The sequence below is a fragment of the Chryseobacterium sp. KLBC 52 genome, assembly GCF_003347605.1.
Taxonomy (GTDB): domain Bacteria; phylum Bacteroidota; class Bacteroidia; order Flavobacteriales; family Weeksellaceae; genus Chryseobacterium.
Genome location: NZ_QDFZ01000029.1, coordinates 14746 through 35175 on the forward strand (window position 1 = coordinate 14746; position 20430 = coordinate 35175).

At 38.3% G+C, this 20430-nt stretch carries 11 protein-coding genes, 1 tRNA gene and 2 rRNA genes; 2 read left to right on the forward strand and 12 right to left on the reverse strand.

Features of this window, described 5'->3' with window-relative positions; translation table 11 throughout:
- Positions 1-313: 313 nt before the first annotated feature.
- Both ligA and DDF69_RS21495 read left to right on the forward strand, forming a co-directional pair.
- On the forward strand, positions 314-2320 hold the full coding sequence (ligA, locus tag DDF69_RS21490; protein ID WP_114822579.1) for an NAD-dependent DNA ligase LigA: 2007 nt from the start codon (positions 314-316) through the stop codon (positions 2318-2320).
- A gap of 101 nt (positions 2321-2421) precedes the next feature.
- Positions 2422-4983, forward strand: coding sequence for a T9SS type A sorting domain-containing protein (locus DDF69_RS21495; protein WP_114822580.1), 2562 nt, complete (start codon positions 2422-2424; stop codon positions 4981-4983).
- 103 nt (positions 4984-5086) lie between these two features.
- On the opposite strand, the gene DDF69_RS21500 is transcribed toward DDF69_RS21495, so the two are convergent.
- The 12 genes from DDF69_RS21500 to DDF69_RS21560 form a co-directional block, all read right to left on the reverse strand.
- Complete coding sequence (locus tag DDF69_RS21500; RefSeq protein ID WP_114822581.1) at positions 5087-5545, reverse strand: hypothetical protein; 459 nt, start codon at positions 5543-5545, stop codon at positions 5087-5089.
- Positions 5546-5719: 174 nt separating this feature from the next.
- The gene (locus tag DDF69_RS21505) at positions 5720-6184 is read right to left on the reverse strand and encodes a hypothetical protein (RefSeq protein ID WP_114822582.1); all 465 of its coding nucleotides are present in this window, start codon (positions 6182-6184) and stop codon (positions 5720-5722) included.
- Positions 6185-6262: 78 nt separating this feature from the next.
- The gene (locus DDF69_RS21510) at positions 6263-7978 is read right to left on the reverse strand and encodes an ATP-binding protein (protein ID WP_114822583.1); all 1716 of its coding nucleotides are present in this window, start codon (positions 7976-7978) and stop codon (positions 6263-6265) included.
- 5 nt (positions 7979-7983) lie between these two features.
- The gene (locus DDF69_RS21515) at positions 7984-9093 is read right to left on the reverse strand and encodes a sensor protein KdpD (RefSeq protein ID WP_114822589.1); all 1110 of its coding nucleotides are present in this window, start codon (positions 9091-9093) and stop codon (positions 7984-7986) included.
- A gap of 56 nt (positions 9094-9149) precedes the next feature.
- Positions 9150-10199, reverse strand: a complete 1050-nt coding sequence (locus DDF69_RS21520; RefSeq protein WP_114822590.1) for a porin — start codon at positions 10197-10199, stop codon at positions 9150-9152.
- A 103-nt stretch (positions 10200-10302) separates the two neighbouring features.
- Positions 10303-10860, reverse strand: coding sequence for a potassium-transporting ATPase subunit KdpC (gene kdpC / locus DDF69_RS21525; RefSeq protein ID WP_114822584.1), 558 nt, complete (start codon positions 10858-10860; stop codon positions 10303-10305).
- Positions 10861-10870: 10 nt separating this feature from the next.
- Entirely contained in the window at positions 10871-12910 is a 2040-nt protein-coding gene (gene kdpB / locus DDF69_RS21530; protein ID WP_114822585.1) for a potassium-transporting ATPase subunit KdpB, read from the reverse strand.
- 175 nt (positions 12911-13085) lie between these two features.
- A complete protein-coding gene (gene kdpA / locus DDF69_RS21535; protein WP_114822586.1) occupies positions 13086-14780 on the reverse strand; it encodes a potassium-transporting ATPase subunit KdpA in 1695 nt (564 codons plus the stop codon).
- 437 nt (positions 14781-15217) lie between these two features.
- A complete protein-coding gene (locus tag DDF69_RS21545) occupies positions 15218-16540 on the reverse strand; it encodes a sigma-54-dependent transcriptional regulator (protein ID WP_114822587.1) in 1323 nt (440 codons plus the stop codon).
- 636 nt (positions 16541-17176) lie between these two features.
- A 5S ribosomal RNA gene (rrf, locus tag DDF69_RS21550) occupies positions 17177-17284 on the reverse strand.
- Between the two features lie 158 nt (positions 17285-17442).
- Positions 17443-20197: ribosomal RNA gene (locus tag DDF69_RS21555) — 23S ribosomal RNA — on the reverse strand.
- Between the two features lie 153 nt (positions 20198-20350).
- Positions 20351-20424: transfer RNA gene (locus DDF69_RS21560), tRNA-Ala, on the reverse strand.
- Between the last annotated feature and the right edge of the window lie 6 nt (positions 20425-20430).

Consider the following 20430-nt stretch of genomic DNA (forward strand, 5'->3'; position numbering starts at 1 on the left):
ATCTTTATGATTAATTTTTTGATGTTCGCCAGGAAACCTCTTTGATTTTCATACTCATAGATGATTTTGAGGTTTCTTTTAATCAGATGTGCAAAGGTATTTTGACTTTAACAGCGGGGTGTTTAAGAAAGTTTTAACATTTTTTTAATTAAATCAGAACTTTATGTTAAATTACTTTAAACACGTGTTTTAATTTATGTAAAACCAATCAGTTAAAGCATATTACGTATTCTTAATTTTCCAATACTATTTTATTCTGTTATTTTTTAAATGCAATTACTTTAGTTATTTTTGCTCAAAAGATAGAAACCCAATGTCTGAAAACATTCAACAAAAGATAGAACAGCTCCGGAAAGAGCTTCACCAGCATAACGATAACTACTACCAACTGGATACTCCTACTATTACAGATTATGAATTTGATATGCTTCTGGAGGAGCTACAGGATCTGGAAGCCAGGTATCCCGAATTTTATGATGAAAATTCTCCTACAGTACGTGTAGGTGGTGGTGTTACCAAGGTTTTCCCGACGATTCAGCATAAATTCAGGATGTATTCTCTGGACAATTCCTACGATTTTGACGATCTTGAAGACTGGGAGAAAAGAATCATCAAAACGATTGAAGATCCCGTAGAGTTTGTTGCTGAGCTAAAATATGACGGAGCATCCATTTCTATTCTTTATGAAAACGGAAAACTGTCTCAGGCGGTTACCCGTGGTGATGGTTTCCAGGGAGATGAAATTACCCCAAACGTGAGAACCATTTCAGATATTCCTTTGACTTTGAAAGGTGATTTCCCGAATCATTTTTTCATGCGTGGAGAAATTTATCTGACCCGGAAAAACTTTGACAAAATCAATAAACTTCGTGAGGAAGAAGGTCTTGATCCCTTCATGAATCCAAGAAATACTGCGAGCGGAAGCTTGAAAATGCAGGACAGCGCTGAGGTAAGAAAGCGTGGCCTTTCTTCGGTATTGTATCAGTTTATTTCTGATGAAGTTCCTGCGGAAACCCATTGGGAACTGCTTCAGAAAGCTCAGAGCTGGGGTTTCAAAACCTCCCAGCAGGCCAAATTATGTAAAACGATGGCTGAGGTACAGGAATTTATTACTTTCTGGGATACCGAACGTCATCATCTTCCTTTTGAAATTGACGGAATTGTTTTAAAAGTGAATTCATTACAGCAGCAGAGACAGCTTGGATATACGGCTAAGTCTCCACGTTGGGCAATGGCTTATAAATTTAAAGCAGAAAAGGTAGAGACGGAACTTCAAAGTGTGTCTTATCAGGTGGGAAGAACCGGTGCTATTACTCCTGTTGCCAACCTTAAACCTGTTTTACTGGCAGGAACCATCGTAAAAAGAGCTTCTCTTCATAATGAGGATATCATCAAGAAACTCGATCTTCATGAGAATGATTTTGTGTATGTAGAAAAAGGAGGTGAAATCATTCCTAAAATTGTAGGCGTAAACACAGATAAAAGAACGGAAGAAAGTAGAGAAATAGAATACATCAAACATTGTCCTGAATGTGGTACCGAACTGGTAAAAATTGAAGATCAGGCCATCCACTTCTGCCCGAACGAGCTTCACTGCCCGCCACAGGTAGTAGGAAGAATGATTCACTATGTTTCCAGAAAGGCTTTGAATATTGATAATCTTGGAAGTGAAACTATTGAACAGCTCTACAGAGAAAGACTGATTGAAAATCCTGCTGACTTCTATGTTTTAACGAAAGAACAGCTTCTTCCACTTGAAAGAATGGCTGAGAAATCGGCTCAGAACATCATCACAGGAATTGAAAAATCCAAAGAAATTCCTTTTGAGAAAGTATTGTACGGAATTGGGATCAAACACGTGGGGGAAACAGTTGCCAAGAAACTGGTAAAAAACTTCCCGACGATTGAAGAACTGAAAAATGCTACTGTAGAGGAGCTTTGCCAGGTAGAAGATATCGGAGCTAAAATTGCAGTGAGTATTGTTGATTTCTTCCAGAATTCTGAAAACGTACTGATGATCGAGCGATTGAAATCTTACGGAGTACAGCTTGAAAAAGGAGAAAGCACCAATGAAGTTCTATCCAATGTTCTGGAAGGAAAAACTTTCTTATTCACCGGAAAATTGTCATTATTCACCAGAGAATCTGCGGAGGAAATGGTAGAAAAGCATGGCGGAAAAAATATTTCTGCGGTTTCAAAAAATCTCAACTATCTTGTAGTAGGTGAAAAAGCCGGAAGCAAGCTGAAAAAAGCTCAGGATATCGGAACTATTATGATTCTGGATGAGCAGCAGTTTCTGGATCTGATTGAGAAACAGTAATAAAATCAAAATAATATTAAATAAACCATTAAGATATTGTCTTAATGGTTTATTTTTGCAATCAATTCTATAAAAGAATAAAAAAAATAACAAACTAATCCATGAAAAAAATCTACTTAATCATTTTGATGATTCTGTTTGCACAGTTTCAGGCTCAGACGTTAAATGTCGATACCTATTTGAAAACAAAATTGTTTACGTACGGAGCAACAAGTGATTCTACCGGAAACTTTATTACTTTGGATACAAACAATGATGGACAGATTCAACTATCGGAAGCTTCGCTGGTTTATAAAATAAATCTATCTGATCTTTCAAATGCTGTTACAGGTTTATCCGTACTTACTGAATTTCCGAATTTAACTGAGCTAAAACTAACAAATCCTGATATATCCTCTAATCTGGTTTTCAGCAATTATACTAACCTTCAAAAATTAATTTTTTCTGGCGGAACAGTAGGTAACGTAACGATTGAAAACTGCAATGCTATGAATACCGCACAATTTGGCAGCGCGGGAAACGTTATAAATATTCAGAACACTTCAGTACAAGAAATTTCAGTTTCCAACATTAATGAGTTTACTATTTCCGGACTTCCTAATCTTACAAAATTATCATTGGAGAATTCAACGATGACTTCTTTAAATTTAAGTAATCTCCCTGCGCTGGAAGAAGTAAATGTTAGTCAAAACCAATTTCTGACAAGTATTAATTTTGCAGGAGATACAGCTTTGAAAAAACTAGAATTATTTCGTAATAAACTAAGCAGTCTTTCCATTCCTAATCCTTCTTTAGTAAACTATTTAAGTATAAGCTTCAATCTTTTCCAGACTTTTGACGTAACCCCTTATACCGGATTGGTAATGTTTCTTGCTAACGACAACCAAATCACAAGTCTGGACTTTAGTTCAAGCCCTCTGATTGGAATGCTTTATATTTACAATAATCAGCTTACCACATTAACACTTAATAATAATCCAATTTTAGGTTATTTGTATGCCAATAATAATCATATAACCAATATTGCATTTGATCAGGCAAAAGGCTTAAAAGGTATTCAGGTAATGAATAATTCGCTTACGAATATTGATCTATCAAAGCAGACTATTCTGGATATTGCTGATCTTGATAATAATCTTACTTTACAGACTTTAAATCTTAAAAACGGAAAGCATAATTATCTTGGCATTGGCTTTTCAAATACACCACAGCTGCAATATGTATGCACTGACCCTATAGAAACTGACTATGTAATATCGCAATTAGCATCCTATAATCAACCCAATGCTGTTGTAAATTCTTATTGTTCTTTCACACCAGGAGGCTCTTCTTATTTTATCCTTCAGGGTAAAACAAGATATGACATGAACACAAATGGATGCGACATTAATGACATGATAAAACCTTTTCAAAAATTCAATATTTTAGGGCAAAACATGGCCATTTCAAATGCGTTCGGATCTTATTCTTTCCCTCTGACATACGGAACTAACACTATCTCTCCTGTGTTGGAAAATCCTTCTTATTTTAATATTACGCCCCCTTCATTCACTACCAATTTCCCAACACAGATAAGTCCTTATACGCAGAACTTTTGTTTAACAGCGAATGGTAACCATAATGATCTGGAAATTGTTATAATTCCTATGCAGGCAGCAGTTCCGGGATTTGTTACTCAATATAAAATCTTTTATAAAAACAAAGGAACAGGAACACAATCCGGAAATATAGCTTTTAATTTTGATCATACCCGAATGGTCTATCAGTCTGCAACGACATCTCCAAGCTCTCAATCTTCCGGAACACTGAACTGGAATTTCACGAATCTCCTTCCTTTTGAAACCAAAGAAATTACTGTAACGATGAAATTAAATACACCAACACAGGCTCCACCGCTAAATGGAGGTGATATTTTACATTACACCGCACAAATCAATGGAGCTACAGACGAAACACCTGCTGACAATACCTTCACATTGAACCAAACGGTTGTCAATTCTTTTGACCCGAATGATAAGACTTGTCTTGAAGGAACTACTATTGCGCAAACCCAGGTTGGAGACTATGTACATTACCTGATCAGATTTGAAAATACAGGAACAGCCAATGCACAGAACATTGTGGTAAAAGATGAAATTGACACGACTAAATTTGATATTTCTTCTCTGGTAGCGTTAAACGGAAGCCATAATTTTGTGACAAGAATTACCAGTCCGAATACGGTGGAATTTATCTTTGAAAATATTCAGCTTCCTTTCGACGATGCTAATAATGACGGTTATGTTTCGTTTAAAATTAAAACAAAATCTACCTTAAATCCTGGGGATAGCTTCAGCAATACAGCAAAAATCTATTTCGACTACAACGCCCCGATTGTTACCAATACGTATACAACAAGTATTCAAAATGTATTGGCAACAGCAGAAATTGATAAGGAAAACACGAGTATTTCTGTTTACCCTAATCCTGCAAAAGATGTTTTAAATATCAGATCCAAGCAGGAAATCATCAAAGCTGAAATCTATGATGCGACTGGAAGAATTATCAGTTCATTAAGTGTAACAGGAAACTCAATTTCTGTTTCAGAACTTTCTAAAGGAAACTATATTCTAAAAGCTTTCACCAAGGACAAAGTAATTGTACAGAAGTTTATTAAGAATTAAATTTATAAAATGAATAACAAAGAAGGCTGTGATAGATTTCACAGCCTTTTTATTTATTAAGAATCAATATTTTCAGGTATCTTCGGAATATATATAATCTTGTTTACTTAAAAACAATAATAGTATACGGAGCGTTTTCTCCTGATTTTGGCAGAATCAGCCTGATATGTTCCTTATTCTTGTAGTAATCTACATAAAGCTCTTTGGTGATAATCTTTCCTTTCTTAGTTTCCTTATATCCTGCTGCTAATATCAGTTTAAGATACTGCTCATATTCTTTTTTGTCCTTAAACTCAAACTCAATCCTGTCTTCAGATTTTTCTTCTTTGTATTCAAACTTTCCGATTTTCGAGCTATAGTCTGGAGCTTCGTATTCGGTTAAAAGGAAGCTTAAGCCTTCTGTTCTGTCATAAAATTTGAACTGAAGCTGTTTCATTTCCTTTTTAAACTCCTCCATTGTCAGTTTATTGAATCCTTTAAGCTGTTCTACTGTGAAGGTTTGTGCAGAGACCTGAATCCCCAGTACAACTGAGAATAATAGGATTCCTAACGTTTTTCTCATTTCTATTTTTATCGCAAATATAAAGAATAGGATTACATTTTTTAATTGTAAGGATCTGATATTTTCTTATTCTAATAGATGAATACACCTTATAGGTTTATAAAACCTATAAGGTGTTTAAATACGCAATTTAATCTTTATGAAGGCAGCCATCTGAAATAACTCCTTAAACTACTATTCTTTAATCAAAGCTTTCCGAAACAGCAAAATTTCGTCCTTGTTTAATCCTTTCAAAGAAATTATACGTTTTGTATTGGGCATCCAGTCAGGATAAAGAATCAATTCCACATAATTATCATGTATATGAAACTCTCTCAGAACTTCCGGATTTATTGTATTTCTGCGATCTGATCCAAATCTCAGATTAATACATTTACCGGGAACAATATAAAAATCTTTAGGAAACAAAAACATAGAATTCTGATTCATGACAATTTCAAAACTACACCATTGAAGTCTTTTACTATACCTAAGACCTCCTTTAGTTACTGAAACAATGGTACCATGGATATTTTTAAAAATTACCGCATCCGGCTGCTGATATTTTTCAATAATTTTATTTTTCTGGGTATAAAAGAAAATTCTTGAAATGATAAAAAATGCTATACCTGCCAATGGCAAATAGAAAAAAGGATCCATGAATTTAAAAGGATAGAATTACAAATTTCAAATAAGAAAAATCAAATATTTTCTTATTCAAAGATATAACAATAATCCTTATGAAATTGGCAATCTGAAGTAAAACGTACTTCCATTATTCAGGGAACTCTTCACTCCTATTTCTCCATGCTGCTTCTCAATAAAATTCTTTGAAATTGCCAAGCCTAAGCCAGTTCCATTCTGATGTTCTCCGGGAACCTGGAAATAACGGTCAAAGATCTGGCGGTGGTATTTTTCATCAATTCCGCTTCCGGTATCAATAATACTGAACTGAATGAATGTATTCAGTTTTTCTACCACAATCTTAATATTTTCATCCTGAAAAGAGTGCTTTACCGCATTGGTTAAAAAATTATTCATTACCCAGACGGTTTTATCAAAATCTGCGGTCACTGCATCACTGTCTTCCAAAAGATATTCTGTGCTGATGGAGATATTTTTCTGCTCCGCCAGCTTTTCTACATTCTTTACAGCAGTCTGTACAATTTCTTTCGGAGAACATTTTTCTACAGTCAATCTGATATTTCCGGATTCTACCTGAGAAAGATTCAGCAATTCTCCAGTGATATCCAATAAACGCTGCCCGTCTTCATTAATACTTTTCAACAATTCCTGCTGCTGCTCATTCAGTTCTCCGAACTTTTGGTTTCCAAGAAGCTGAACACCCATTTTGATCGCTGAAATCGGGGTTTTCAATTCATGGGAAATGGTTGCAATGAAGTTGGTTTTGGCAAAATCAAGTTCTTTAAAAGGCGTAATATTTCTCAAGAGTATTACCTTTCCGATATATTTTTTCTCTTTTTCGCCTGTCTTTACAATATTGATGGGAATAATATCCTGCTCGAAATAATTTTCTTTGTTATCCCGAACAATTTTAATCGGATCTTTTACCGGATGATCTATATTTTTCAGCAATTCACGCATCAGATCATTGTTAACAGCTACTTCATGAGCCGTTTTTCCGATAATATCTTCCTTATGGAGATTGGTGATCTTCAACGCTTCATCATTGATCATATAGATAAAATGATTCTCATCCAGGCCAATCACCGCATCGTGCATATTGTTAACCAGTGTTTCGATACGTTTTTTATCCATTAACTGCTTCGAAAGTGTACTGCTTTCGTACTCCTGAAGTTTTTCCGCCATACTGTTGAATGAGTCTGCCAGACTGTTGAACTCTTCACTTCCTTTGAAATGAACTCTTTCACTATAGTTTTTATCAGCAATCTGTTTGATACTGAAAGTAAGCTGGTTGATAGGCTCTGCAATGGTTTGCGGCAAATTGAAAAGCAATATAAAAGCAATCAGAAAACATACGGTTCCTAAACTTACAATCCAAAAAGTGGCATTTTCTGCTGTTATAATTGCTATATCACTTTTCCGTTCTATGCCTTTCATATTCAAAGACATGATCTTCGAAAGATCTTCACGGATGAGCTTTTCTTTATTGATATCAGGAGCTTTCAGGTAGCTGTTGAAATGAAGATTCAGGTTCTGTGTGGCTTCCTTTTCTCCAAATTCTGTAAGGTTTTTTTCCTGAAGCTTATTATTTTTTTGAAAATCTGCTACGGCAACGGTGCTGTCTGTACTGATATTATCCAGCGCCAGAAGCATATTTTTGGAAAACTCCAGGCTGTTGTAATTGGCTGTAAGGATCTTTTCAGTATCAGATTTTAATTTATTGATATATACAGAACCTATCACTGAAAGCAGAACAATCAGTAAAAATAAAAGGCCAACGCCTAAGGTAAGTTTCGTTTTAAGTTTCATTATTTTTATGATAAAATAATAATATCTATCTGTCTTTCATTCAGCCTGTTCATGAGGGTATAAATCCAGCTGTACCCCAGCATTCGCTGCCAGAAACTGGCGTGAGGTTTTCCAATACAGACCGAGGTGATGTTCTGAGCAATCACATATTCCAGAATTCCGTTATGAACACTGCTTTCTTTGATGCGGACTACTTTGGCACCTAATTCCTGTGCTAAATTAAAATTATTAATTAAATACCGCTGTTTATCCAATGCAATTTTTTCCGGATTTTCAGAAGGCTTCTGAACGTACAAAACAGTCCATGGACTGTTATAGTAGCTCGCTAATCTTGCTGTTTTACGAATAATTGTTTTAGCAATTTTCTCATTACTGCTGATGCAGGCCAGGAATTTTATCGGTTTAAAATTTTCGGTTTTGATCTCTGTCTCTACCTTTCTTTCCACATGGGTGGCTACTTCTTTTAAAGCCAGCTCACGAAGCTGCAGAATATGTCCGCTCTGAAAGAAATTACTAAGTGCCGTCTGAATTTTTTCCTTTTTATAGATTTTTCCTTCTTTTAATCGCGTCAGCAATTCATCAGCGGTAAGGTCAATGTTTACCACTTCATCTGCCAGTGCCAGAATCTTATCAGGAACCCGTTCTGCCACTTCTACTCCAGTGATTTTCTTTACCTCCTCATTCAGGCTCTCGATGTGTTGAATATTCATGGCACTGATGACATTGATTCCGTTATCAAGGATTTCCAGTACATCCTGCCATCTTTTTTTATTTTTGGAACCTTCCACGTTGGTATGCGCCAGTTCATCTACCAGAACCACTTCAGGATGTTCGTTGATGATAGCCTGAAGATCCATTTCTTCAAGGTTCTTTCCTTTATAGAAGACTGATTTTCTTTCAATCTCAGGAAGTCCTTCTACAAGGGCTACCGTTTCTTCTCTGCCATGAGTTTCAATATAGCCAACCTTTACATCAATGCCATTTCGCAAAAGGGAATGCGCTTCCTGAAGCATACGGAAGGTCTTTCCTACCCCTGCACTCATCCCGATATAAATTTTGAATTTTCCTTTACGGGATTTTTGAATCAGTTCTAAAAAATCTTTTGCTGATGACATTGATTTTATTCTTTTTAATTTTACTTTAAGCACTATTTTCTGTGGCTAAACCGATTTTAAAACCAGACTGCTAAGCTCGATGTTATATAGAAATTTCCTTTTTTAAAATCATCATTCCTGGCAAAAATCGCATCTTTGGAAGTAAAACCTCTCGCTTCTGTACGGAAAACAACATTTTTGAATATAGCATAGTCTACATTGAGAGAATATCCGAAGGTCTGAAATCCATTAGGCGTTTCTGTGCTGATAATCACACCATTTTTATCATGATAATATTCCAGTCTTCCTGCCAGTGCCCATTTGCTGTCCAACTGGTACTTCATCTGAACATTCGGGCTGTACCAGATGTTATACTGCTCGCTTCCTTTGGATTTCTGCTCAGCTCCGATATCAAATCCCAATACAGCCGAAAACTGATCTGTCAGCTGAAAGTTTCCGTACAAATCATGAAAATAACGCATTCTTTTATCTTGTTTTGCTTTATCATTTCCTATGAATGAGCTGCTGTTCAAAGTAATTTTATCATTAGGTTTATACGTTATCTGATGTCCGAAAGAAATACTCTGGTTTCCTTCAGGTTTGGCAATTCTCTGCCATCCGTTCAGTACCAGTCCGCTTAAAAACCATTTCCCGTTATCTGAGGTGTAGGAAATTTTTGCTCCTGTTTCGAAATATGGAGAGTTCTCAGCAGCTAAACTTCTTGTCAGATTCACATTATCCTTTCCTATGGCACTTTCCCATCCAATATGGGAAGGCATGATCCCTGCATCAATCCATAAATTCTTATTCTTTGATATTTTGATTCCAATATTGGCTTCGTTTACATAACGCAGTGCATTTTGTTCTGCTGCCATATTATCCTGGGCATAGGTTCCGGCCATTAAAGCAACATTGGCACGGATATTTTCACTCTGGTAATTGGCTTTAACCAATCCCAGATTAAGATTCATTTCATTATGTCTGTTGTATGAGTATAAAAAATTCTGACGCATATGGCTGCCCGGCTCATTAAAATCATAGGTATAAAAAAGTTCTGCATAAGCGGAAAATGTCACTTTATTACTTGTTTTTAATGAATCTGATGACTGGGCTTTTGAGAAAAACATTCCCAATACGGCTCCTATAACTAAATATTTTTTCACTTTTATTAAGGTATGTTAATCATGTCAAGGTTTAAAATCTTGACATGATTATCGGTTATTAAATTTATTATTTTAACTGGTCCAAAGCAATATTAAGCTTCAGAACATTTACTTTTGAAGGCCCGAAAAGTCCTAAGAAAGGCTTTTCAGTTTGATTATTAATTAAGCTTTTGATCTGTTCCTCTGAAAGACTTCTCACTTTTGCAATTCTTTTTGCCTGATATAAAGCTCCTTCTTCAGAAATATCCGGATCCAGTCCGCTTCCACTTGCGGTAACAAGCTCTACAGGAACTTTAGCATTAGCCATTTCAGGGTTGTCCATTTTCAAAGTATCAATTCTTTTCTGTACAATTTCCAGATATTCTTTATTGCTTGGACCTTTGTTGCTTCCTCCACTTCCTGCTGCGTTATAATTGACTGAAGAAGGACGACCGTGGAAATATTTTTCAGACTTAAATTCCTGCCCGATATTAGCATAAAACTTCTGCCCTTTGTTGTAAACAATTTCTCCGTTTCCTTTGTTAGGAAGTATTTTAGAACCTCCATAAACAACTGCCAGATAAATACCTGTAACGACCAACATGACAAGAGTTAATCTGAATGCTGAAACAATATGATTTTTCATTTTTAAAATTTTAATAGAATAAACTGATTATCAGGTCAATGATTTTGATCCCGATGAACGGAACGATTACTCCGCCTAACCCATAGATCAAAAGGTTTCTTCTTAATAATGCACTTGCACCAATCGGCTTGTAAGCCACTCCTTTCAACGCCAGAGGAATCAGGAACGGAATAATTATCGCATTGAAAATAACTGCTGATAATATGGCTGTTTCCGGGCTGTGAAGGTTCATAATATTCAGCTTCTGAAGAGAAGGAATAAAAGTGATAAAGAGTGCCGGAATAATGGCAAAATACTTCGCTACGTCATTTGCAATACTGAAAGTGGTCAATGTTCCTCTGGTCATCAATAATTGTTTCCCTATTTCTACAATTTCAATCAGCTTTGTAGGGTCATTATCAAGGTCTACCATGTTCCCGGCTTCTTTGGCTGCCTGCGTTCCGCTATTCATAGCAACACCTACATCTGCCTGGGCTAATGCCGGAGCATCATTGGTTCCGTCTCCCATCATCGCTACCAGCTTACCTTCCTGCTGTTCCTTTTTGATGTAATTCATCTTATCTTCAGGTTTGGCTTCAGCGATAAAATCATCTACTCCAGCTTTTTCTGCAATGAATTTTGCGGTCAAAGGGTTGTCACCAGTTACCATTACCGTTTTCACCCCCATTTTTCTCAGTCTCTGGAAACGTTCCTGAATTCCGGTTTTAATAATATCCTGAAGTTCAATAACGCCCCATACTTTTTCGTTAACGGCTACTACTAAAGGAGTCCCTCCGTTTTCAGAAATTTTGGTTACCGCATCCTGGGTTTCCTGTGGGAAGATATTCCCGGCTTTTTCAGTCAGTTTTTTTATGGTATCATAAGCTCCTTTACGGATTCTTGTTTCGTCAAAATCAATTCCTGAAGTTCTTGTTTCTGCAGTAAAATCGATATAAGCAGGATTAGCAACCAATAGATCTTCAGATTTCAAAGCACTCAGTTCAATAATGGATTTTCCTTCTGGAGTTTCATCCGCTACAGAACTTAATGCTGATGCTTTAATAAATTCTTCAAGCTGAATTCCATTGGCAGGATGAAATTGGGTTGCCTTACGGTTTCCGATGGTAATTGTTCCGGTTTTATCAAGTAGCAAAACATCAATATCTCCAGCAGTTTCTACTGCTTTTCCACTTTTGGTAATCACATTTGCTCTTAGTGCTCTGTCCATCCCCGCAATTCCGATTGCAGAAAGCAGACCTCCGATAGTTGTCGGAATAAGACAAACGAAAAGAGATATAAATGCCGCTATGGTAATCGGAGTCTGCGCATAGTCTGCAAAAGGCTTTAAAGTGAGGGTAACAATAATAAATGTAAGCGTGAATCCTGCTAAAAGTATGGTTAATGCGATTTCGTTGGGTGTTTTCTGTCTTGATGCGCCTTCTACAAGGGCAATCATTTTATCTAAGAAGGATTCTCCGGGTTTTGTGGTTACTCTTACTTTAATTCTGTCTGAAAGTACTTTTGTCCCTCCGGTTACAGAACTTTTATCTCCTCCGGCTTCACGGATGACAGGTGCACTTTCTCCGGTAATAGCAGACTCATCAATGGTAGCAAGACCTTCAATAATCTCCCCATCCATCGGAATCTGATCTCCGGCTTCACAAAGGAAAATATCGCCTAATGTCATTTCAGCTGACATCTTCAGTCTTGTTTCTACCTGGAATCCCGGCTTGTTATCAAGTACCAGTTTGGCCGGCGTTTCTTCCCTTGTTTTTCTGAGGGTATCAGCCTGCGCTTTACCTCTTGCCTCTGCAATAGCTTCTGCAAAATTGGCAAACAGAACGGTGAAAAATAAAATAATAAATACTAAAAAGTTATAGGAAAAGCTTCCCTGGGATTGATCACCAGTAAGACTGAACATGCTTACGATAAACATGACAATGGTTCCGATCTCCACCAGGAACATTACCGGATTTTTAAACATAATTTTCGGATTCAGTTTTACGAAGGACTGTTTGATTGCTTCGTTGACTAAATCTCTTTGAAACAATGTTTGTGACTGATTTTTCATTTTTTTGAAAGAGTTTATATCATTGTAAATCAATAGTAACCATTAAGGTCTGCCAGATAATAAGGATAGATATGGATAATATAAGTGAACGTTTCAGTAAGTGTCAGACTAGCTTCCTCAAACTCTTCAGCATCCTTAATGGTTGAATATTGATTTTAAATTTTAATGTTCATATTTATTTTGAGAAATACTGAATCTGCTCTGCAATAGGCCCTAGAGTCAATGCAGGGAAGAAAGACAGTGCTGCAATCAGTAGAATCACCGCCAGGGTCATAAATCCGAAAGTCGCCGTATCTGTTTTCAGTGTTCCTGAACTTTCAGGGATATATTTCTTCTGTGCTAATAGTCCAGCAATCGCTACAGGTCCTATAATCGGGATGAATCTTGAGAGTAACAATACAATTCCTGTTGAGATGTTCCACCAAGGAGTATTGTCTCCAAGTCCTTCAAATCCGGAACCGTTATTCGCTGCAGAAGAAGTAAACTCATACAACATTTCACTGAAACCATGAAAACCTGGGTTGTTCAATGTCTTTGCCCCAAATTCCGGGAGATAAGCCGTTAAAGCTGTTCCTGCAAGAATTAAGAAAGGATGGAATAAAGCCACAATCATTGCGATTTTCATTTCTTTGGCTTCAATCTTTTTACCCATAAATTCTGGGGTTCGTCCTACCATCAGACCACTGATGAATACAGCAAGAATGATAAAGATGAAATAGTTCAGGATTCCGACTCCACAGCCTCCGTAGAAGCAATTGATCATCATCGCAAGCAATTCATTCATTCCAGAAAGAGGCATTGTACTGTCGTGCATCGCATTTACAGATCCTGTAGAGATTACCGTTGTAGCAATACTCCAATAGCCAGATGCTGCACTACCGAAACGGATTTCCTTACCCTCCATAGCTCCCAGGCTGTTGTCAGCTCCCATTTGTGTAATCAAAGGATTTCCACCTGTTTCATTCACAATATTCGGAATGGTAAGTGCCAGAAAACCGACCGTCATTACCGTAAAGATCACCCATGAAAGTTTTCTTTTATTCAGATAAAAACCCAGGGCAAATACCAATGCAAACGGAATAATCATCTGTGTGACCATCTCTGTCATATTGGTTATATAATTAGGGTTTTCTAGCGGATGCGCTGAGTTGGCCCCGAAAAATCCACCACCATTAGTTCCTAAGTGTTTGATTGCAACAAATGCAGACACAGGACCTCTGGAAACATCTGCTTTCTGACCTTCCAGTGTTATAATGTGATCTTTACCTTCGAAAGTCATCGGACTTCCATTGATAGAAAGTATCAAAGCGACAATTACACTGATAGGAACCAGAATTCTGATCATTGATTTTGTAAAATAATCGTAGAAGTTCCCAAGTTCAGTACTTGTTTTTTCTTTAAAAGCTTTGAAAAGAACAGCCATAGCCGCCATTCCCGTTGCAGCCGTAACAAACTGTAAAAACATCAGATAAAGCTGGCTCAGATAACTTACTCCTGTTTCTCCTGAATAATGCTGTAAATTACAGTTCACTAAGAATGAAATAGTCGTATTAAAGGCCAGATCGGGTGACATATTCGGGTTTCCATCAGGATTTAAAGGAAGCCAGGCCTGATTCATCAAAAGAAGGAAACCTATGATGAACCAGATCAGGTTGATCGCCAGCATAGCATACATATTCTGTTTCCAGTTCATCTGGCGGGCAGGATTAATTCCCGAAACTTTATAAATTAACTTTTCAATGGGTTCAAAAACCGGATCCAGAAAAGTTTTTTTGTATCCATAAACATTAGCTATGTATTTCCCTAAAAAAATTCCGATAACTAACGTGATAGCAAACATTGCTATAATGCCTAAAATTTCTGTATTCATGACCAATTAAAATTTTTCAGGTTTCATTAAAACATAACAGATATACACAAAGGCAAGTATTGAGAGGAAAAATAAACTCCACATAATTTATATTCTATCAAAAAATTCAACTGATTTACATAAAAGCCAAAACAACACTGCAAAAAGCAGAATTAAACTGATGAGCATCATATCTTAATCATTAGGGTTAAAAGAGTCAACAATACGTACGATACAATCAGCAAACTAAAAGTAGAATGCTCCCGTTTTTTAAACGTTTTTCTTGAAATTGTCATTTTTAAATATTTTATTCAGAGACTATATGCCAAAAGAAAGTCCATTTTGAAAAATAAACACACAAGAAATTGAATTACAGTAAATTAAAACAAAATACCAAACTATATAAAAACAGAAAAGCCTATCAAAATGATAGGCTCTTTATTAAAATGATAAAAGATTTATTTCAATCCGTATTCTTCCAGTTTACGGTATAGCGTGGCGATACCGATCTCAAGTAATCGGGCTGCTTCTGCTTTATTTCCTTTTGTATACTGTAATACTTTTTGGATATGTATTTTCTCCAGTGAACGGATGCTTAAAGAATCACTTTCAGGAACTGTTTTTTCAGAATAATGAGGAAGACTTTCAGCATCAAGAATATTATTATCCATTAAAATCAAACTGCGTTCTACAGCGTTTCTCAACTCACGAATATTTCCTTTCCAGTCATTTCTCTCTAAAACTTTATAATATTCCGGATCAACCTGAACCGAGGACAAGTGAAGTTTATTTGAAAAAATATCTACAAAGTTTTTGGCAAGAGCTTTCAGGTCTTCTTTTCTTTCTCTTAATGCCGGGAGTGTAATCTCAAATACATTCAGCCTGAAATAGAGATCTTCTCTAAAGTTGCCATGCTTTATTTCTTCTACAAGGTCCCTGTTGGTCGCTGCAATCAATCTGAAGTCTGACTTTGAAACTTTAGTTTCCCCCATTTTGATAAATTCCCTGGTTTCCAAAACCCTGAGCAGTTTTGCCTGGAGTTCAATCGGCATCTCACCTATTTCATCCAGAAACAGAGTTCCTCCATCAGCTTCTTCAATCAATCCTTTCTTATCTTTCAAAGCACCAGTAAAAGCACCTTGTTTATGACCAAAAAGCTCACTTTCAAGAATCTCCTTACTGAATGCTGAACAGTTGATGGCTACAAAACTATTCTTCTTCCTGTCGCTTCCTTCATGAATAGCACTGGCAAAAACTTCTTTTCCTGTACCTGTTTCACCTGTAAGAAGAACAGCAGCATCGGTTAATGCTACTTTCTCAGCCAGTTTTTTAGCCTGTAAAATTAAAGGTGACTTACCAATAATCTGATCAAAACCTTTTGTTGCAGTTTGCGAAACAACCTTTGATTTGTTATCCTTTACCTTATCCAGAGCTTTATATACCAATGGTATGATTTTCTCATTATCATCTCCCTTCACCAGGTAATCATACGCTCCATTCTTCATAGCCTGCACTGCATCCGTAATATTACCGAATGCCGTCATCAGGATAATTTCAATTTGAGGATATTTATTCTTGATAGACTTTACCAGTTCTACTCCAAATGCATCAGGCAGACGCACATCGCTCAAAACAACATCAAATTCATATTGCTCCAGCATCGTCATTGCTGAACGTGCCGTAGACGCTTCTTTTACATTAAAATTTTCTTGGGAAAGGATCATTCCTAACAATTTAAGGAGTTTGATCTCATCATCGATGATCAGAATATTTCCTGACATTATAATTATTTTTGGAAAACTAGTACAAACTTATTGAATTTATTCGAGGAAAACAGGGTAATAGAAGGAAATAGTTTTGTGAATAGCTTGCCGGTGATTAATAGGTGATGGTTAATTCGGGTTGCGAGTTCCGGGGTTAGGACCAGTTATCAGTATGTGTTTAAAAATTCATGATTTCTATAGAAAAAGGATACGTACAGATATACCTTTATTACCATTGTGTCATACCTTAGGAATCAAGGTTTATGTATGAGAGGTTTGAAAGATGTAAAATGACAGGATAATGTCTAAGTTTTTTAACAGCTAGTATTAGCAATGTCATGCTGAGCGGAGTCGAAGCATTTTAATAAAGAAAAACTCTGTTTAGACTCCTACGGAGTGACAATATGGGTTGGAATAAAAATTAGCAATGATGGTAAAGACCAATTTGTGGGTAAAAAATAGAAAACATAGACCTGGAAGCAGGAAGCCTGAAGCTGGAGGAAGGAGGATGAGATAGGGAAGATAACAGCAATTGGTCATCTTAACTGATTACCTATTGCTCATTGCTTATTACTCATTACTCATGAATTGAGCTGGGTATAAAACAAAAAAACCTTTATCGTAAAGATAAAGGTTTTTTAAAAATAAAATAAAAACTGGCGGCGGCCTACTCTCCCGCGTTAGCAGTACCATCGGCGCTGGTGGGCTTAACTTCTGTGTTCGGAATGGGAACAGGTGAGCCCCACCGCTAAAACCACCCTAAAGGTTGTATATAGCAGCTGGCTATTTGCTGTTGGCTTTTGGCTGTTTTTGCCAATTGCTAACTGCTAGTTGCCAATTGCGTTTTTAAGCGATAAAAACTTTCACAAAGACAAAACCTTCACTGCGCATAAAGCACTTGGTTTATATTAGTAACCATAGACTATAAATCTACGGGTAATTAGTACTACTTGGCTATGACATTACTGTCTTTACACCTATAGCCTATCAACGTCGTCATCTACAACGACCCTTAAAAGATGTCTCATCTTGAGGCGAGTTTCGCACTTATATGCTTTCAGTGCTTATCTCTTCCAAACGTAGCTACTCAGCGGTGCACCTGGCGGTACAACTGATACACCAGAGGTTTGTTCAATTCGGTCCTCTCGTACTAGAATCAAGCCCTCTCAAACATCTAACGCCCGCAATAGATAGAGACCGAACTGTCTCACGACGTTCTGAACCCAGCTCGCGTGCCACTTTAATGGGCGAACAGCCCAACCCTTGGGACCTTCTCCAGCCCCAGGATGTGACGAGCCGACATCGAGGTGCCGAACCTCCCCGTCGATGTGAGCTCTTGGGGGAGACTAGCCTGTTATCCCCGGAGTACCTTTTATCCTATGAGCGATGGCCCTTCCATACGGAACCACCGGATCACTATGTCCTGCTTTCGCACCTGATCGACTTGTAGGTCTCACAGTCAAGCACCCTTATGCCATTACACTCTACGCACGGTTACCAAGCGTGCTGAGGGTACCTTTGAAAGCCTCCGTTACTCTTTTGGAGGCGACCACCCCAGTCAAACTACCCACCACGCAATGTCCTTCTGAAAGAAGTTAGGCTCCAAGTAAGTAAAGGGTGGTATTTCAACGGCGGCTCCACAAACACTAGCGTGCCTGCTTCAAAGCCTCCCACCTATCCTACACATTACTTACTCAAAGTCAATACGAAGTTATAGTAAAGGTTCACAGGGTCTTTTCGTCCCATTGCGGGTAATCGGCATCTTCACCGATACTACAATTTCACCGAGCTCGTGGCTGAGACAGTGCCCAGATCGTTACACCATTCGTGCAGGTCGGAACTTACCCGACAAGGAATTTCGCTACCTTAGGACCGTTATAGTTACGGCCGCCGTTTACTGGGGCTTCAGTTAATGCCTTCGCTTACGCTAAGCACCTTCCTTAACCTTCCAGCACCGGGCAGGTGTCAGACCCTATACAGCATCTTTCGATTTAGCAGAGTCCTGTGTTTTTGATAAACAGTCGCCTGGGCCTCTTCACTGCGGCCAACATTGCTGTTGGCGTCTCTTCTTCCGAAGTTACGAGACTATTTTGCCTAGTTCCTTAGCCACGACTCACTCGAGCACCTTAGGATTCTCTCCTCGACCACCTGTGTCGGTTTTGGTACGGGTTGCTTCACTTCGGCTTTTCTTGGATCAGATTACACTACAGCAGCTTCGCCCGAAGGCTAGGCCTTGACTATTCCGTCAGTCTCCAGCAGCTACATCCAACCGTCCCCTTTATTCGTGAGCAAGTATGGGAATATTAACCCATTGTCCATCCACTACCCCTTTCGGGTTCGCGTTAGGTCCCGACTAACCCTCAGCTGATTAGCATGGCTGAGGAAGCCTTGGTCTTTCGGTGAGCAGGTTTCTCGCCTGCTTTATCGTTACTTATGCCTACATTTTCTTTTCTATCCGCTCCACAATACCTCACAGTACTGCTTCGGCGCAAATAGAATGCTCTCCTACCAGATATATCTAAAATATAAATCCATAGCTTCGGTAATATGTTTATGCCCGATTATTATCCATGCCGGACCGCTCGACTAGTGAGCTGTTACGCACTCTTTAAATGAATGGCTGCTTCCAAGCCAACATCCTAGCTGTCAATGCAGTCCAACCGCGTTGCTTCAACTTAACATATATTTTGGGACCTTAGCTGTTGGTCTGGGTTCTTTCCCTCTCGGACATGGACCTTAGCACCCATGCCCTCACTGCCGTAGAACATTTATTAGCATTCGGAGTTTGTCAGGAATTGGTAGGCGATGAAACCCCCGCATCCAATCAGTAGCTCTACCTCTAATAAACTTATATACGACGCTGCACCTAAATGCATTTCGGAGAGTACGAGCTATCTCCCAGTTTGATTGGCCTTTCACCCCTACCCACAGGTCATCCGAAGACTTTTCAACGTCAACCGGTTCGGTCCTCCACTCTGTGTTACCAGAGCTTCAACCTGCCCATGGGTAGATCACAAGGTTTCGCGTCTAATCCTACTAACTATCCGCCCTATTCAGACTCGCTTTCGCTCCGGCTCCGGTACTTAATACCTTAACCTCGCTAGTAAAATTAACTCGTAGGCTCATTATGCAAAAGGCACGCCGTCACAGCATTACGCTGCTCCGACCGCTTGTAGGCGTACGGTTTCAGGTTCTATTTCACCCTTCTATTCGAAGTGCTTTTCACCTTTCCTTCACAGTACTTGTTCACTATCGGTCTTTCAGGAGTATTTAGCCTTGGAGGATGGTCCCCCCATATTCAGACAGGATTTCACGTGTCCCGCCCTACTCATTTATCATCTTAATATGCCTTTCGAGTACAGGATTATCACCTTCTACGATTGTTCTTTCCAGAACATTCCTCTAAACATAAAAAGACTTTTGGGCTAATCCGCTTTCGCTCGCCACTACTTACGGAATCTCTTCGATTTCTTTTCCTCCGGGTACTTAGATGTTTCAGTTCTCCGGGTTTGCTCCTCTTACGAGGTGACATGTCTTCAACATGCCGGGTTGCCCCATTCGGATATCTGCGGATCAATTCGTGTGTGCCAATCCCCGCAGCTTTTCGCAGCTTACCACGTCCTTCGTCGCCTCTGAAAGCCTAGGCATCCGCCATACGCCCTTAACGATTTCTTTCCTATTGGTTACTCAAGCGCTTTATGCGCTCGGTTTTCTCTTTGTGATGTCTTTACCGTTAATGTCAATGATCTTAATTTCTTTTTTTCCGACTAATGAACAGATGTTGTTTTTGGCTCCATCCGTAACTTTTAAATCAGTCTTCCAAAACTGTGGAGAATAAGGGAGTCGAACCCTTGACCTCCTGCGTGCAAGGCAGGCGCTCTAGCCAGCTGAGCTAATTCCCCCTCTAG

What these genes read in the sequence shown, in the direction of transcription:
- DDF69_RS21515 (WP_114822589.1), bottom strand. Translation starts at nt 9,093, where the DNA reads ATGTCATCAGCAAAAGATTTTTTAGAACTGATTCAAAAATCCCGTAAA.
- ligA (WP_114822579.1), top strand. Translation starts at nt 314, where the DNA reads ATGTCTGAAAACATTCAACAAAAGATAGAACAGCTCCGGAAAGAGCTT.
- DDF69_RS21505 (WP_114822582.1), bottom strand. Translation starts at nt 6,184, where the DNA reads ATGGATCCTTTTTTCTATTTGCCATTGGCAGGTATAGCATTTTTTATC.
- kdpA (WP_114822586.1), bottom strand. Translation starts at nt 14,780, where the DNA reads ATGAATACAGAAATTTTAGGCATTATAGCAATGTTTGCTATCACGTTA.
- kdpB (WP_114822585.1), bottom strand. Translation starts at nt 12,910, where the DNA reads ATGAAAAATCAGTCACAAACATTGTTTCAAAGAGATTTAGTCAACGAA.
- DDF69_RS21520 (WP_114822590.1), bottom strand. Translation starts at nt 10,199, where the DNA reads ATGTTTTTCTCAAAAGCCCAGTCATCAGATTCATTAAAAACAAGTAAT.
- kdpC (WP_114822584.1), bottom strand. Translation starts at nt 10,860, where the DNA reads ATGAAAAATCATATTGTTTCAGCATTCAGATTAACTCTTGTCATGTTG.
- DDF69_RS21495 (WP_114822580.1), top strand. Translation starts at nt 2,422, where the DNA reads ATGAAAAAAATCTACTTAATCATTTTGATGATTCTGTTTGCACAGTTT.
- DDF69_RS21500 (WP_114822581.1), bottom strand. Translation starts at nt 5,545, where the DNA reads ATGAGAAAAACGTTAGGAATCCTATTATTCTCAGTTGTACTGGGGATT.
- DDF69_RS21545 (WP_114822587.1), bottom strand. Translation starts at nt 16,540, where the DNA reads ATGTCAGGAAATATTCTGATCATCGATGATGAGATCAAACTCCTTAAA.
- DDF69_RS21510 (WP_114822583.1), bottom strand. Translation starts at nt 7,978, where the DNA reads ATGAAACTTAAAACGAAACTTACCTTAGGCGTTGGCCTTTTATTTTTA.